At 38.7% G+C, this 16,455-nt stretch carries 15 protein-coding genes; 5 read left to right on the forward strand and 10 right to left on the reverse strand.

The genetic code is table 11. The annotated features are described in order from the left end of the window. Positions 1-164: 164 nt before the first annotated feature. The 4 genes from rpsG to H1P_RS03440 all read right to left on the reverse strand — a co-directional run bounded on the left by rpsG (position 165) and on the right by H1P_RS03440 (position 2,306). Entirely contained in the window at positions 165-635 is a 471-nt protein-coding gene (rpsG, locus tag H1P_RS03425) for a 30S ribosomal protein S7 (protein WP_144864163.1), read from the reverse strand. 311 nt (positions 636-946) lie between these two features. Further along, positions 947-1,321 carry a 30S ribosomal protein S12 gene (gene rpsL / locus H1P_RS03430; protein ID WP_144864165.1) on the reverse strand — a complete coding sequence of 125 codons (375 nt, stop codon included), beginning with the start codon at positions 1,319-1,321 and terminating at the stop codon, positions 947-949. 133 nt (positions 1,322-1,454) lie between these two features. After that, positions 1,455-1,796: a HesB/IscA family protein gene (locus H1P_RS03435; RefSeq protein WP_144864167.1), complete on the reverse strand. Its 342-nt coding sequence runs from the start codon at positions 1,794-1,796 to the stop codon at positions 1,455-1,457. Positions 1,797-1,880: 84 nt separating this feature from the next. Continuing rightward, positions 1,881-2,306: a cupin domain-containing protein gene (locus tag H1P_RS03440; RefSeq protein WP_144864169.1), complete on the reverse strand. Its 426-nt coding sequence runs from the start codon at positions 2,304-2,306 to the stop codon at positions 1,881-1,883. An 842-nt stretch (positions 2,307-3,148) separates the two neighbouring features. On the opposite strand from H1P_RS03440, the gene gltB reads away from it, so the two are divergent. After that, positions 3,149-7,780 carry a glutamate synthase large subunit gene (gene gltB / locus H1P_RS03445; RefSeq protein WP_144864171.1) on the forward strand — a complete coding sequence of 1,544 codons (4,632 nt, stop codon included), beginning with the start codon at positions 3,149-3,151 and terminating at the stop codon, positions 7,778-7,780. A 108-nt stretch (positions 7,781-7,888) separates the two neighbouring features. Here gltB and H1P_RS03450 read toward each other — a convergent pair whose 3' ends face one another. Both H1P_RS03450 and H1P_RS03455 read right to left on the reverse strand, forming a co-directional pair. Beyond that, complete coding sequence (locus H1P_RS03450; RefSeq protein WP_144864174.1) at positions 7,889-8,275, reverse strand: GxxExxY protein; 387 nt, start codon at positions 8,273-8,275, stop codon at positions 7,889-7,891. A gap of 145 nt (positions 8,276-8,420) precedes the next feature. Next, a complete protein-coding gene (locus H1P_RS03455; protein WP_186375816.1) occupies positions 8,421-9,284 on the reverse strand; it encodes a DUF2971 domain-containing protein in 864 nt (287 codons plus the stop codon). A 226-nt stretch (positions 9,285-9,510) separates the two neighbouring features. On the opposite strand from H1P_RS03455, the gene thyX reads away from it, so the two are divergent. After that, positions 9,511-10,233 carry an FAD-dependent thymidylate synthase gene (gene thyX, locus H1P_RS03460; protein WP_144864178.1) on the forward strand — a complete coding sequence of 241 codons (723 nt, stop codon included), beginning with the start codon at positions 9,511-9,513 and terminating at the stop codon, positions 10,231-10,233. A gap of 140 nt (positions 10,234-10,373) precedes the next feature. Here thyX and H1P_RS03465 read toward each other — a convergent pair whose 3' ends face one another. Continuing rightward, positions 10,374-11,654, reverse strand: a complete 1,281-nt coding sequence (locus tag H1P_RS03465; protein WP_144864180.1) for an ankyrin repeat domain-containing protein — start codon at positions 11,652-11,654, stop codon at positions 10,374-10,376. Between the two features lie 115 nt (positions 11,655-11,769). On the opposite strand from H1P_RS03465, the gene H1P_RS03470 reads away from it, so the two are divergent. Together H1P_RS03470 and H1P_RS03475 are read left to right on the forward strand one after the other, a co-directional pair. Beyond that, entirely contained in the window at positions 11,770-12,171 is a 402-nt protein-coding gene (locus tag H1P_RS03470; RefSeq protein WP_144864182.1) for a hypothetical protein, read from the forward strand. Between the two features lie 83 nt (positions 12,172-12,254). Further along, positions 12,255-12,647, forward strand: a complete 393-nt coding sequence (locus H1P_RS03475; RefSeq protein WP_144864184.1) for a DUF2237 family protein — start codon at positions 12,255-12,257, stop codon at positions 12,645-12,647. Positions 12,648-12,706: 59 nt separating this feature from the next. Here the strand turns inward: H1P_RS03475 and H1P_RS03480 are convergent, their stop codons facing one another. Further along, positions 12,707-13,120: a Fur family transcriptional regulator gene (locus tag H1P_RS03480; RefSeq protein WP_144864186.1), complete on the reverse strand. Its 414-nt coding sequence runs from the start codon at positions 13,118-13,120 to the stop codon at positions 12,707-12,709. Positions 13,121-13,444: 324 nt separating this feature from the next. On the opposite strand from H1P_RS03480, the gene H1P_RS03485 reads away from it, so the two are divergent. Then, entirely contained in the window at positions 13,445-15,031 is a 1,587-nt protein-coding gene (locus tag H1P_RS03485; RefSeq protein WP_144864189.1) for a catalase, read from the forward strand. Positions 15,032-15,244: 213 nt separating this feature from the next. Here the strand turns inward: H1P_RS03485 and H1P_RS03490 are convergent, their stop codons facing one another. Further along, entirely contained in the window at positions 15,245-15,832 is a 588-nt protein-coding gene (locus H1P_RS03490; RefSeq protein ID WP_144864191.1) for a transposase, read from the reverse strand. A gap of 2 nt (positions 15,833-15,834) precedes the next feature. Continuing rightward, complete coding sequence (locus H1P_RS03495) at positions 15,835-16,131, reverse strand: transposase (RefSeq protein ID WP_222426909.1); 297 nt, start codon at positions 16,129-16,131, stop codon at positions 15,835-15,837. Between the last annotated feature and the right edge of the window lie 324 nt (positions 16,132-16,455).

A 16,455-nucleotide genomic window follows, 5' to 3' on the forward strand; every position in this document is an offset into this window, starting at 1 on the left:
TCGGCGCGGGGTCGCTCGTCAAGCTTTTGTTACACTACTTACAATTTTATCCTTATTGGGCGAAAAAAAAACCAAGCCAATCACGGAGGTTTTTTGGTGCTAAAGTTTAAATCTAACCATTATTTAGCCAGTGCTTTTTTCTTGATTAAATTTTAGCCAGTTATTTAATAGCGGTAGTGAGCAAAAGCTTTGTTTGCTTCAGCCATACGATGAGTTTCTTCTCGTTTTTTCATAGCTGCTCCTGTTTCATTGGCTGCATCCATGATCTCATTGGCTAGTTTTCCTGACATAGTGCGACCACCTCTGGAACGCGAAAACTGAATCAGCCATCTTAATGCCAAAGTTGTCCCACGAGAAGGTTTTACTTCCATAGGTACTTGATAAGTAGCACCACCTACACGACGGGCTTTAACTTCTACCAAGGGAGTCAAGTTTTTCATTGCTTGCTCAAACACTTCTAAAGCTTCTTTTCCCGTTCTCTCAGCAACAACTGCAAATGCATCATAAACAATACGAGATGCTAAGGAATTTTTCCCCGATCTCATGACTCTTCTAATAGTCATGTTTACCAAACGGCTATTATAAACGGGATCTGGAGGAACTGTACGTTTTTTTCTTGTCGATCTACGAGACATGATTTGTTCTTGCTATAAGTTAGTTGAATATATCTGAGAAATACAATAACTATGTAGTTGTTTTCTCTAGTTCACATGAAATAGTTACTTAAAAAAGCCAGCTATTTTATAGCTTTGGTAACTATTGATTGATGAGTATGTTGCTAAGGTCACAGAAGTCACAAAAACACTTTTTTCCTGCTTCTTAAAACTATAGGTTATTACAATAATAGAATTAGTTATGATGTAAATTCCACATTAAACACCTTTGAAAAACGCTTTAAACTCTGTAAACAAAGCTTTCATTAAACCTAAGACATTAATTATTCCAATTACTTTTTGGGACGTTTGGTGCCATACTTAGAACGTCCTTGTTTTCTGTCTTTTACCCCTGTAGTATCAAGAGTTCCTCTAACAATATGGTACCTTACTCCAGGTAAGTCTTTAACCCTACCACCTCGGATAAGTACTACGGAGTGTTCCTGTAGATTATGACCTATTCCAGGGATATAAGCTGTTACCTCAAAGCCAGATGTCAGGCGAACCCTAGCTACTTTCCTCAGAGCAGAATTAGGTTTTTTGGGCGTAGTAGTGTAAACTCTTGTGCAAACACCGCGACGTTGAGGACATTCTTTAAGAGCGGGCGATTTTGTTTTCTTTTTTAATTTGGAACGTTCGCTACGAATAAGTTGCTGGATAGTAGGCATAATCTATGTATTATATTAAGTACAATTAATCCTCTTTTGTTAGAAAGTCAATTAATCGATAGGCAGACAAATTCTAATAGTATGCAATTAATCTCTAGTATGTCAAGTATATAATGGTTATTTGCCAAAATTTTCATCCTGGTGTGTGTTTTTTTTCCGAGAAAGATATTCCACAACCACAGGTCTTAGCAGCATTGGGATTTTGAAAACGAAAACCACCACCCATCAAGTCTTCTGCATAGTCTAGCTTTGTGCCGTCTAGATAGATATAAGATTGAGGGTCAATTACGACGGAGATGCCATTACTATCAAAGCAACGGTCTTGTTGATTTGCTTGAGATTCTAGGTCTAAACAGTAAAATAAGCCAGAACAGCCACCTTGCTCTACTTTGAGTCTTAGTTTGCTGTCAGGCTTATGACGAGTCGATTGAATTCTAGCTATTTCTTGTGCAGCAGCTTGACTGATTTCGATCATTAAATATCAACTAGATAATAATTTTTTGTCACTTCAGCCAATGCTACTACAAATTGCTTTGGAATTAATTAATTGACCAGCTATTTATTTGCTAGTACGAGAATAATCGTCTTGGAAACGAACAATATCATCTTCTCCAAGATATTGACCATTTTGCACCTCTATAAGCACTAATTTGATAACTCCAGGGTTTTCTAAGCGATGGTTGGTGCATTGAGGAACATAGGTGGATTGATTGCTGCTGAGAATTTTTTCTTCATCACCACAGACTACTCTAGCCGTACCAGAAACTACTATCCAGTGTTCACTACGATGATGGTGCATTTGTAGACTCAAGCGATGACCAGGATTAACCTCAATACGCTTAATTTTGTAGCCATTACCTTCTTCTAGGGTCGTAAAAGAACCCCAAGGACGAATTTCTGTAGCAGCTATTCCTGGCTGATTGAGAGATTCTGGTAAATTGAGTTCTTTTTCTTGATTTGGCTTGGTTTTGGTAGATTGGGACATGGTTTTTAGGAATATAAATTACTCTTTAAATCTTTTGGGTGTGATAAGAATTTTTCCGTCTAGTTATACTCACGGATACTTGATTGTTCCCTATGGCAAAGATAACAATAAAATCTCCAAAAGAAAATATTAATAGCTTCGATTAACTGAATTTACATCTAATCTTTACAAATCTACTGTGTTAATTGTGCGGAAGTTTACATTTCATTGGTGAGTGTATGAGGTATTTACGTAGTGGAGCTAAAGTGAATTTCTTAGCAGGTCATTTAACTGCAAGGTTTTGTATCGGTTTGAGTTTTTATTACGTTTTGAGATGTGGATTTCCATCTACTTATAATAATTATTTATGTCTCCAAAATAAAAGCGATCGCTTTTATTTTGGCAAGCGATCTGTTTATTATAAGTTAAGTATTATTAGGTATTTTAGCAACTTCTTAAATATTACAGAGTAAAGCAGTTTCCAGGTCCAATAAAAGTTAAGTTGAAGTATTTGTCGCTCGCAAGAATGTCTTCTGAATGCAACACACTATGTAATCAAAAATGTGGTGTTTCTCTGACTAAATTTGCACTCTCATCTCAAGATAGCTCAAAATTATAGTAAATCAGATCACACAGATGAGGGAGTAATAGGGTACTATTCTAAAACCCCTTGAGGTTAATAGCGATCGCATACAATCAAGTATCTATACTAAATTTTAAGAAGTATCGCAGTCAACAAAATTTTCGCAGTCTACTGACATCAATGCTATAGAACCTACGGGGCTTACAAGTTGCGGACGCAGGTTTCGCACACAGCCCCTCCCAATTTATACAACTAAATACGTTTTATAACTGAGCAAAAAATGAGTAAAATACCATCTACAAAAAATGTAAATATCAATCACAAACACAATCAAACTTTGCAAGATAAACCTTTCGGCGGACAACGTTGGTTAGTAGAAGAAAGAGATGCTTGTGGTGTTGGCTTTATTGCTTATCAAGATGGGAGAGCAAACCATAAGATTATTGAACAGGCTCTTGTGGGTTTGGGGTGTATGGAACATCGAGGAGGATGTAGCGCGGACTGCGATTCTGGGGATGGTGCAGGAGTAATGACAGCACTTCCTCACAAAGTATTCAAGTCATGGTTTGAAGAGCAAGGTATAGCTGTACCCAGCCCAGAAAGTTATGGTGTGGGGATGGTATTTTTACCCCAGGATGAGGCACAGCAAGTAAAGCGCAAAAGCTTTATTGAAGAGGTTGTAAAAAAAGAAGGTTTAGCTGTTTTAGGTTGGCGTGAAGTACCAGTTAAGCCAGAGGTGCTAGGAGTTCAAGCTAAAGAATACCAGCCTGATATAGAACAGATTGTGGTGACTTCTACCGCAGGGTTGACAGGAGATGAGCTTGACCGTAGACTGTATGTTGCGCGATCGCACGTAGGTAAAAAGTTAACCGATGACTTTTATATTTGTTCTTTCTCTTGTCGCACTATTGTGTACAAGGGAATGGTGCGTTCAGAGATTTTGGGACAGTTTTATACTGATTTGACCAATCCCAATTACGAAACTACTTTCGCAGTTTACCACCGTCGTTTTAGTACTAATACCATGCCTAAATGGCCCTTTGCTCAACCGATGCGTTTGCTGGGGCATAACGGCGAAATTAACACCCTGATAGGTAATATTAACTGGATGTCAACTAGGGAACAGAATTTAAAAGTTCCTGGCTGGAGTGAAGAAGAGTTAGAAGCCCTGACTCCTGTAGTAAATGTCGAGAATAGTGACTCCTACAATTTAGATAGTGCGATGGAGTTGCTGGTGAGAACAGGGCGAAGCTTGCCTGAAGCAGCAATGATATTAGTGCCAGAAGCTTACAAAAATCAGCCCGATCTAGAGCAATATCCTGAAATTACTGATTTTTACGAATACTATAGCGGTTTAAAAGAACCTTGGGATGGCCCAGCGTTGCTTGTATACAGTGATGGAAAAACTGTAGGTGCAAGTTTAGATCGTAATGGTTTACGTCCTGCTCGTTACACTATCACTAAAGACGGCTATATTATTGTGGCTTCGGAAACGGGTGTAGTAGAGCTACCTGATAGTGAAGTGATAGAAAAAGGTAGACTAGGACCTGGACAAACTATTGTTGTTGATTTACAAACTAAAGAAATACTGCGTAATTGGGATATTAAACAGCGTATAGCAGAACAAAATCCCTATGGAGAATGGGTAAAGCAACACCGTCAAACAATTACTCCTCAAGATTATGCTGGTGATGTGCAACTCGATACTGATGAATTATTACGTCAACAAACTGCTTTTGGTTACACCGCAGAAGACGTAGAAATGATCATTCAGTCGATGGCAATTCAAGGGAAAGAGCCTACTTACTGTATGGGAGATGATATTCCTTTAGCAGTACTTTCTGATAAGGCACATTTACTTTATAACTACTTCAAACAGAGATTTGCTCAGGTAACTAACCCCCCTATCGATCCCCTCAGAGAAAGTTTGGTTATGTCCCTTTCGATGCAGTTGGGGGCGAAGGGTAACATATTGGATGTGAAGCCTGAAGATGCTCGCTTATTGAAGTTAGAAAGTCCCTTACTTAATGATGCTGAGTTGGAATTGGTAAAAAATGCGTCCCTAAAAAGTAAGACTTTATCAACTATCTATGAAATTGCTACAGGTCCTCAAGGCTTAGAAGTAGCTATTAAGCAATTGTGTGAGCAAGCAACAATAGCAGTTAGTGAAGGTGCAGAGATTCTCATTTTGAGCGACCGCGCTCAGCAAAAAATCGGCACAAAATACAGCTACATTCCTCCTTTGGCTGCGGTGGGTGCAGTACATCACCATCTAATTAGCAAAGGTTTACGCCTCAAAACTTCTTTAGTGGTAGATACCGCCCAATGTTGGAACACTCACCACTATGCTTGCTTAGTCGGTTATGGTGCGTCTGCGGTATGTCCTTATCTGGCTTGGGAAAGTGTACGACAGTGGTGGAGTAACCCGAAAACTCAGAAATTGATGGCAAATGAGAAAATTGAGCAAATTTCTCTTTCTCGGGCGCAGAAAAACTATCGCAAAGCAGTAGAAGCGGGATTATTAAAAATTCTCTCTAAAATGGGCATTTCTCTACTGGCTTCCTATCATGGCGCACAAATCTTTGAAGCTGTGGGCTTGGGTATGGATTTGGTAAGTCTCTGCTTTGTGGGAACAACTTCTCGCTTGGGTGGTTTAACCATTGAAGAATTGGCTCAAGAAGTGATTACAATTCATCAAAGAGCCTTTCCAGAGTTACAAAATAAGAAACTAGAAAACTTCGGCTTTATTGCTTACAGACGAGGCGGTGAGTATCATATGAATACCCCCGAAATGTCCAAAGCATTGCACCAAGCAGTTAAAACCAAGCAATACGACCATTACGAACTCTATAAACAGTATTTACAAGGTCGTCCTGCAACTGCATTAAGAGATTTACTCGATTTTAATAGCGATCGCAATTCCCTACCTTTAGATTCAGTAGAATCTGTAGAAACCATTGTCCAACGCTTTTGTACTGGCGGAATGTCCCTCGGCTCACTCTCTAGGGAAGCTCACGAAACTCTAGCAGTAGCAATGAATCGCATCGGTGGTAAATCCAACTCTGGGGAAGGGGGAGAAGATAAAATCCGCTTTAAAGCTCTCAATGACGTGGATGAATCAGGAAATTCACCTACATTACCCCACCTCAAAGGTTTAAGAAATAGTGATACTGCTAATTCTGCCATCAAACAAGTAGCTTCTGGGCGTTTTGGGGTAACACCTGAATACCTAATCAATGCCAAACAGCTAGAAATTAAAATGGCACAAGGAGCTAAACCAGGAGAGGGGGGACAATTACCAGGGAAGAAAGTAAGTGAGTATATTGCCTCTCTGCGTCGTTCAAAACCTGGCGTTACTCTAATTTCTCCTCCTCCTCACCACGATATCTATTCCATTGAAGACTTGGCACAGCTAATCTACGATTTACACCAAATTAATCCTCAAGCTGGCGTATCAGTAAAATTGGTAGCGGAAATTGGGATCGGTACAATTGCAGCAGGAGTAGCTAAAGCTAACGCCGATGTCATCCAAATTTCAGGACATGATGGTGGTACTGGTGCATCTCCTCTAAGCTCCATCAAACACGCTGGCGCACCCTGGGAATTAGGCTTAACCGAAGTCCACAGAGTATTGAGGGAAAACCAATTACGAGATCGCGTTTTACTACGGACTGACGGTGGTTTAAAAACTGGTTGGGATGTTATCATGGCTGCGCTGATGGGTGCAGAAGAATACGGTTTCGGCTCAATTGCCATGATCGCAGAAGGTTGTCGCATGGCGCGAGTTTGCCACATGAATACTTGTCCTGTAGGGGTAGCAACCCAACAAGAAGCTTTAAGAGCAAGATTCACAGGTATTCCCGAACACGTGGTTAACTTCTTCTACTTTGTTGCCGAGGAAGTACGCTCTTTACTGGCTAGATTGGGTTATACCTCTCTTAAAGATATTATCGGACGTGCCGATCTGTTAGTACAAAGAAAAGACGCACAGTTAACCAAAACTCAGGGAATGAATCTTGATTGTTTGATTAATCTACCTGACGTAAAAAGCGATCGCTCTTGGTTAGAGCATGGTGATATTCATACTAACGGTGCTGTCCTCGATGATGAAATCTTAGCCGATGCTGCCATCACTGAAGCTATTAATAGCCAGAGTGCAGTCAGTAAAGAGATTAAAATTGTCAACACAGATCGTTCTGTCGGTGCTAGAGTATCTGGTGCGATCGCATCTTTATACGGTGATGATGGTTTTGAAGGAGAAATCACTCTCAACTTCCAAGGTTACGCAGGACAAAGTTTCGCAGCTTTTAATCACCCTGGAGTGAAAATGATTCTTACAGGAGAAGCCAACGATTATGTCGGCAAAGGAATGCATGGCGGAGAAATTGTTATTCAACCTCCCGCTACAGCAACCTATAACACCTCGGAAAGTGCGATCGTGGGGAATACCTGCTTATATGGTGCAACAGGAGGTACGCTCTACGCTAATGGACGTGCGGGTGAACGCTTTGCAGTCCGTAACTCTTTGGGTAAAGCAGTCATCGAAGGCGCGGGCGATCACTGCTGTGAATACATGACTGGTGGTTTAGTAGTTGTTTTAGGAAAAGTAGGGCGTAACGTAGGTGCAGGAATGACTGGTGGTATTGGTTATTTTCTCGATGAAGATGATTCTTTTGCTCAAAAAGTTAACCCCGAAATTGTCAAGATTCAGCGCATTGTTTCCGAAGCTGGCAAACAGCAACTAAAAGAGATGATTACTACTCATGTAGAGAAAACTGGTAGTAAGAAAGGTCAGGATATCTTAGATCGCTGGGATAGTTATGTAGGCAAATTCTGGCAAGTTGTGCCACCTTCTGAAGCAGATAATCCTGTTGTGGATGTTGCGGAAGAGAAGCCTTTAACTTCTGTTTAAGATCGATTCTGTAGGGGTGAATAGTATTCGCCCTTTTATTTTTTTGTTGTTTTGATACTTATCCGCAGATGAACACAGATAAACGCAGATGGGGTTAATGATTTGTGCTTAAGAATTGTAGATGATTCTTTTAATTTCTACTTTTGGCTTACCAAAGTTGATTAGTAAGCAAAGGTTTAACTTGCTGGCTTTGAGGTAGTTTAAGCATTGAGCTTTATGATTATTGTCTAGGTAATTTAAGGCTTTGAGTTCTACTAATATGCGTTGCTCTACTAAAATATCAGCAAAAAAATTACCTACTGTTTTTCCTTTGTAAACAACTGTGATGGGATATTGAGCCTGAACTTTTAATCCTGCTGCAATTAATTCTTCTACTAAAGCTCTTTCATAAACCTTTTCCAAAAAACCACAACCCAAAACATTACTCACCTCAAAAGCAGAACCGATGATTTTTTCAGTCAAATAATTCAAATTAGTATTATTGTTGTTGACCATTTATCACAAATACTACATTCAAAAATACCCAATAACCATATCCTGACATCTCTTAAAACTAACCATCAACTCCATCTGCGTTTATCTGCGTTTATCTGTGGACTATTTTTTATCTCGCTCAAAGACGCAAAGGCGCAGAGAGTACTTATGTTTGTTTACTATCTTCTAAAAGATGTTTATGAGTAATATAAGGATTGCCCAGTTTCAGTAATTTTGGAAAGCCATTGTCCCATTGTAAATGAGCAATATCTGCTTGATATTTAACACAATAAGTAAGAAGATTTTCATTGTAGACTTCAGAAACACTTTCTCCGACGACAATAGCTTCTAAAGAATCGCCAAAATCTATACATATAGGATGTTCATTTTCATCAAAATATACCCACCTATATTCTTCTTCATTACTCCAATCTTTCAATTTAGTGAAAAATAAACTCGGCATCCACAGATTAAGATGATTCTGAAGAATTTTTATAAAATGTTGTTTTGATTGTGAGTTAGTTAAATTTATCGAAAAAGGAGCATTTGATATTTGGTTTATACCTCCATCATCTGAATATTTCACAGTATTAGAAATAAGTCGCTTTTCATCAAGTTTTTTTTTGAAGCTTATGTCTAACTTGTCTTTATCGAATACAAGACATACTCCATTATGTCCATTTGCATAGTGATGCCACATACTCGGTTTTGCGAAGCCTCTGTCAATTGGGTCTCTTATTTGCCATTGATTAACAGCACTAACTCTATCTTTACAAAAGCAAATAAGTTTAACATTTTGCTTCAATACATCTGAAACAGATTTTGATAGTGCATCCCAATCTTCTAATTTTAAATTCAAATCACTTCTGACTGTAGTTGTCATTGTCCAGCTTTTACTTTCTCTTGGATCGTTAACTTTTGAAAATGAATTAAGTCTCAAAGTTCCAGTTTTTAAGATATGTTTTAATGCCGTATCAATTTTAGTGTAGTGATATACGTATTTTTCTGAAGACTGTAAAGGATTAACCAAAAGCATAAATTTCTGAAGTTAAGGTAGCTTTATTGATTACAAAATAATTGTAACAAAGTACTTATTATAATTTAAAATTTATTTAATATATAAATATTATATTGTAGTAAAAATCAATACTCAACCTCTATTTACTAACAGCATAGCCAAAGCGATCGCTTTGGCTAATTAATTCCTCATCAACTGCTACAATCTGTAAGTTTGAGATCGTTGAACAATAAAGTATATGGATAAATTTCGAGTTGAAGTAATCGCAGCTACCCCTAACCCTCAACAATTGGTGTGGGCTGCAATGCATCAAGATTATAGTGAAGATTTTGTTTGGGATCAGAAAGATAGCTTTCCTGATGAAGCTAAAGCAGGAGAACTAATAATTAAATATCTTTTAGCAGGAAATAGAGGACATTGGGGACCGATAGAACATCCACAAATTACTTTTAACGTTGGTTATTTCCCTCACTCAATGATGCAGCAAATACGTACTCATAGGGTAGGAATTTCTTTCGATGTGCAATCTTTTCGCTATACGGGTTCGAGAATAACTGATGTGGTTGAAGGCAAAAGAGATGTTGAGGATGTTTTTTATTTACGTCCCGTAGATAACTATACTAATCGCCAAGGTAAGCGTTATTTATATTCAGAAGAACAAAGAAAAAAAGATTTACAATGGTGTCTTGATGCTTGTAAATTGTATCAACAAAGAATTAATGAGGGATTATCAGAAGAACACGCTAGAAGCTTGATTCCTTTTGATGCTAGACAGAATTTTGTGATGAGTTGTAATGCGCGAAGTCTGATGCATTTGTTAGATTTGCGTTGGAAAAAAGATGCACAATTAGAAGCACAAAAACTCTGTGAATTACTTTACATTCATTTTGAAGAATGGATGCCCGCTTTAGCACACTGGTATCTAGAAAATCGCGCTAAAAAAGCCAGATTATCCCCATAATTTTAAGAAGTAGCAGAAGTAGAAGAATAGGGAGAAGTGAAAAAAGTTTTTTGAGTAATAAGACAGTAATCAGATGATTAGTAAAACTATTACCTATCTATTATCTATTAGCTGTTACTTCATCCTTCATCCCTCATCCCTTATAAAGAGACATTTTGTAACAGTTGAACTACTTCGGGATACTGATTATATTCAGCTAACATCAGAGCAGTATAACCTTGATGATTACGAAGATTGGGATTAACTTTTTTTGTCTCTAATAGTATTTTTACTGCATCTGTATAACCCCGATGACTAGCCCACATCAAAGCTGTAGCATCAGCATCATCTTGAAGGTTAACATCCGCACCAGCTTTTAAAATAACTTGCATCAGGGGAATATTTCCTCGATCGCAAGCTTGCATTAAAATAGTTTTTCCTTTATCTAGTCTAGTGTCGGGATCGACTCCTACAGATAACAAAAGACGAACCATCTGAAAGTTATCATGGGAAATTGCCAATTTTAACGGGGTTTCTTTCTCATTCTCTGCATTAGGATTAGCACCGTGGTAAATTAACCTCATAGCGATCGCTGTATAGTCATGTAAGGCTGCTACCATAAGTGGAGTATCTCCCAACTCGTTTTTGCGTTCTACCTTCGCGCCTTTTTCTAGTAAAGCCTTGGCTATCTCTTGATAGTTTTCTACCGTTGCTAAATGAAGGGGTGTATCACCACTAGAGTCAGCCACGTCAATATCTGCACCGACTTCTAACAGATAATCAACCAGATCGCGATAGCCATTAGCAGCAGCGATTGCAATTACTGTTTCTCCTTCCGTTGTCGCTAAATTAACGTCTGCACCAGCTTCAACTAACATTTTAACTACAGCTAAATTACCTAAATCCGTAGCTAAAGTCAGAGGTGTTTCTGATACAGGTTCTTGAGGATTGAGAATCGCACCAGAATCTATCAATTGTTTTGCTATGTCAAGATGATTATTTTTAATTGCTAGCTTAAGGGGAGTATCACCATCGCGATCGCATATACTAGCATCAGCATTCGCAGCTAACAACACCTTGACAATTTCCGAAAAACCTCTGTAAACAGCGATCGCTAAAGCTGGACTACCATCATCATTAGCCAGATTAACCTCTGCACCAGCATTGATTAAAGCCTGTACCACTCCCAGATGGTTATTGGCAGCAGCTACCATTAGAGGCGTAATGCGATGAGGTTTATTTTGATAATTAATCTCAGCACCATTGTCGATTAATAAATTGACAATCTCAATATTTCCTTTTTGACTAGCATAAGTTAACGCAGTTGTCTCTGTTTCATCGCGTATATTAGGGTTTATACCCTGTTGAAGCAATTGCAAGACTAAATTGCGATCGCTTTTAATAACCGCTTGTAAAAGTTCTAGATCCTGATTCACAATCATTTTTTAAGGAAGCCACATTACCACTCTGTAAGTATGGTAAAGCCATTATGGAATAACTTTTAGGAAATTTTAGATACTATACTTATTTTTATGGTTTTTGCATTTAATTAATATTATGTCTCAATTAGAACGTTTGCTCTTAATGGCAGAAGATGAATTAACTCAATACAGCACAGATGCACGAAAAATTGAAAAACTAAGACGTAAAATTGGTATTTCAGTACCACGTAGAGAGCAACAGGAAGTTAAAGAAGCTTTATTGGCTCAAATGCCAGAGGATCAGTTAAGTAAAATGGTAGAAGAGCAGCGTCAAACTGTAGCACTTCCTTTTTGGGGTATTGCAGGATTGGGCTTATTATTGGGTATTGCTATGTTGCAACCTCTGGACTTAATCGCCACAGTGATTGGAGGTATTGCAGCGATTAGAATTCAACGTTGGGGTTGGCAATTACAAGCGAAACGATTGTTATTAAATACGTTAGAAGATATCGAACAAAAAATGCAAAATCCTCAATAGTTAATCTTGGTGTTGGTAAATCAAGGTATGATTTTAACAAATAGCGATCGCAAATTACCCAAAAAACAAGATCAAAGGCAATTATGGTTAATACTTCTCGTAATGTTTTAGGACAAGAATTGCAAATTTGCTGTACTTCTCCCATGACAGGTTACTTTCGTAATGGCAAATGTGAGATCTCTGCTCAAGATTATGGTGTTCATGCAGTTTGCGCCCACTTAACAAAAGAGTTTTTAGAGTTTACTAAAGCTCAAGGTAATGATTTGAGTACCCCTTTACCTGCTTATGGCTTTCCAGGATTAAAAAAAGGCGATCGCTGGTGTCTCTGTGCTGCTCGTTGGAAAGAAGCTCTCGATGCGGGTTACGCACCTCCTATAGTCTTAGAATCAACCCACGAAGCAGTATTGAGTTATGTTCCTTTAGAAGTATTACAAGAACATTCGATTGTTAAGGATCAAGGAAATGGTAGCAGGTAATAAATAGAGAAGAAAAACCTCTTATCTATTACTGTAGTCTAAAAGTCAGAATTTGAGGATTAACAGCGATCGCATAATCCATGAACAATTATTTCATAAGTTGTTACCTTAAGATCTGGACGCAATTTATCTAAGTTCAAATCCTCAATTCGATCTGATGGGATGTCTTCAATCGCACCACAACTGGAGCAGCGAAAATGATGGTGTTTTTCCATATTGGCATCATAACGGGAGACTCCCTCCTCCAACAAAACCTCTTGCACTAATCCAACTTCTCTCAGAACTTGCAAAGAACTATAAATTGTTGCCAGAGAAGAAATAGGAAAATTCTGGTTCAGCTCTTCTAAAATTTGCTCTACAGTTGGATGATCCGAACGAGATAAAAGATTTGAATATACGGCAAATCTCTGGGGTGTCACTCTAAGACCTTTTGATTTGAGGGTTGCAGTAATACTCTCTGCAGAATAATTCATAGACTTACGTTTTAATTTTTTTGCTTCCACCTGCATTTTAATATTTCTTTGCATTAAGTCAATCAATGTTCGGAATTTTCATCAAAAGTTTATTATTCTGAGTTTGATTTTAGGGCAAAATTTTAGCTTTTATCGTCAATGAGTATTTATCACCATTGATTTATTCCTAAATAAGAATTATTCTAATCTAAATATTATTCTATCAAACTTAAATCTTCATCTTGTTGGTTCTCACAAGTCGAACGTAATTGTCTACAAATAGACTTTTGCTAGTTACTGATGCTTTTAACCCCTGATGTTGCTATTTAATCCCAAGCTAAAGCTATGAAGTTACCCAAGTTATACAAAGGTTTTTCTGTATCGTTGACCATATTGGCAATAGCATCAATCGTTATATTTGCCAATGTCTCCCATGCACAGTCACCTGTCGAAAGTACATCAACAACAATCTTGACTCGTGATAATGGCGCACCAGTGGGAGACAATCAAAACTCCCAAGTTGCTGGAGATAGTGGTCCCGTTCTATTGCAAGATACCCATTTAGTAGAAAAACTAGCTCGATTCGATCGCGAGCGCATTCCTGAACGAGTCGTACACGCTCGTGGTATTGGCGTACATGGAGAGTTTGTTAGCTCTGCCGATCTTTCTGACATTACAGTTGCTGCACCCTTCGAGCAAGCTGGGAAAGAAACACCCGTGTTTGTCCGCTTTTCTTCCGTAATTAATTCTAAAGGCTCACCTGAAACCATCCGCGATCCTAGAGGATTTGCTACTAAGTTTTACACAGAGCAAGGCAACTGGGATATAGTCGGCAATAATCTACCTGTCTTCTTTATCCGAGATGCTATTAAATTTCCCGACCTAATTCACTCTTTAAAACCATCTCCCATTACCCACAAACAAGATCCTAACCGCTTCTTCGACTTCTTTTCTAACGTTCCTGAAAGTACTCATATGCTTACCCGTCTCTATTCGGATTTCGGCACTCCCAAAAATTACCGTGAGATGAATGGTTCTAGCGTTAATGTTCACAAGTTTGTTAACGACCGAGGCGAATTCAAGTATGTCAAGTTTACCTGGAAATCTAACCAGGGAGAACATAACTACACGGCTCAAGAAGCTCAAGATATGCAGGCAACAGATTTTAATGCCTATACTACCGATCTTTACGACAACATTGCCCAAGGCAATTACCCTTCTTGGGATCTTTATATTCAAACAATCGACCCCAGCGATATAAATAATTTTGCTTTTAATCCTCTAGACGATACTAAGGATTGGTATCCAGAAGAAATCCCAGAACAGAAAGTAGGCACGATGACTCTCAATCGTATACCAGATAACTTTTTCCAAGAGACAGAACAGTCAGCTTTTGCTCCTAGCAATATGATTCCTGGAGTCGAAGCTTCAGAAGACAGAATGTTGCAAGGAAGACTCTTTTCTTATGCCGATACCCACAGACATCGTCTTGGTGTTAATAATCAAATGCTTCCTATTAATCGTCCCCGTATTGACGTTGTCAACGGCAATCAAGATGGTTTTGGCAATATTTTCAATACTACTTCGGACGTAAACTATCAACCTAGTCGTCGTGAAGGCTCATTCTCTGAGATGGAAGCAGCCAGAGCTTCACAGTTACCAGTCTCAGGGACAACACAACAACAAGCCATTGAAAAAACTCTCAATTTTCAACAAGCTGGAGATTTTTATCGTAAGCTCGACGAAGTCAATCGCGAACATTTAATTTCCAATTTGGCTGGTGATTTAGGTAAAGTAGAGGACAAGGAAATCCGAACTGAAATGGCTGCTTTCTTTTATAAAGCCGATCGAGACTATGGAACTAAACTAGCTCAAGCTGTCGATCTCAATCTAGGAGAAGTTCAGCAACGTGCTGCGGAGCTAGAAGAATAGACATTTTCAGAAACCCCGATTTTTGAACGGTATCATCAGGGTTTTAGCATAATTATGGGAACTTAGACAAAAAACAACAAGAAAATAGCCTCAAACCCAGGTGATGCAAAGGTTCTACACCAAATTCCCCAAAATCGCCAAAATCCAAGTATATCGAGAAAACTATTTATACGAAGTCAAACAATTGCTGTATAGAACCCATTTGGGATATTTTTAAGCATTAGCTAATCTTTTGAGCATCAGTCTGACAAAACAAAGGTTAATCTTGGTGGTGGCATTCTCAAGAGTTCGTTCAACAGCGCGATTATACAAGCGGAGGAAACCTCCGCGTATCTCGCGCTCAAAATTCTTGACTAAACTTTTGCACCTTTCCATCCAGGAATTGGTTCTTTCTATGACCCACCTCGCTTTTACTGGGACAAAGCCTGTTTTTCCTTCCTTTTCCTTTTGAGCTTTCGACGGTTTGGGCGACAGTTTAAACTTAATCTTGTTCATTATCTGAGGATAAATTTTTTTCAACTCTTCCATCAGTTTTTCAGGGTGATATCCGTTGTCAAGAAGGATGGTGATTTTGGGAATGTTGACGGGTTGAGATTTAAAGTAATCGATGTTGTCTGATAACATTTCAATCAATCCTCGATCGTCGGACACATTGGTGCGAGTGCAGTGACTAAAAAAAGGAAACCCCAAAGTATCTACAGCTAAGTGTCTCTTGATTCCGTTCGTGGCTTTGTAAAAACAAAATCCCTTTGACTCTACACTGGCATTACAAGTATTTTTTACAGCTTGTGAATCGATAATGATTAAGGTTGTCCATTGGGCTTTTTTTTGATCTGTTGGCGGACTTTACCATGTAAAACATCCCTAATTTCTTCAATTACCCCTTCTGCCCGCCATTGTTTGTAGTGCCAAAATACTGTTGAATAAGGTGGTAAATCTGTTGGCAAATCACACCAGTTGCAGCCGTTCTTGAGTTGATACAAAACCCCATCCAAGATTTCTCTTTTGCTCCATGTTTGAGGCTTGGTTCTTTTCTTCTTGGGCAATAGGGGTTCAATAATTCCCCACTCTTTATCTGTCAAACTGCTTGAATAAGGCATTTTTTCCTGATTATACCTCTTTTACCAAGCTCCCAAATGGGTTCTATAATAAAAGTGGTTGGGCTATGGAGTAAAAATCATGGAAGAATTGTTAATTCACGAAGTCAGAAATCTGAAGTCGTGATGTCAGTCGTTTTACCTCTGAGGCGAAGGAGCGAGGATTCAATACTTGAATATATTTTGTTTCTCTTCGCCTAAAAATGGCGAGGCGCATACTCCAACTTCGGGCTTTATCTAACTCCTGACTCCTGACTCTATCCTCCTGACTTCAGCCCGAAGGGCGTGGTAAAACTTGTGTTCCTTGTAGTGGAAATTCACCTCCTG

Origin of the sequence: Hyella patelloides LEGE 07179 (genome assembly GCF_900659865.1) — a bacterium.
Classification (GTDB): Bacteria; Cyanobacteriota; Cyanobacteriia; order Cyanobacteriales; family Xenococcaceae; genus Hyella; species Hyella patelloides.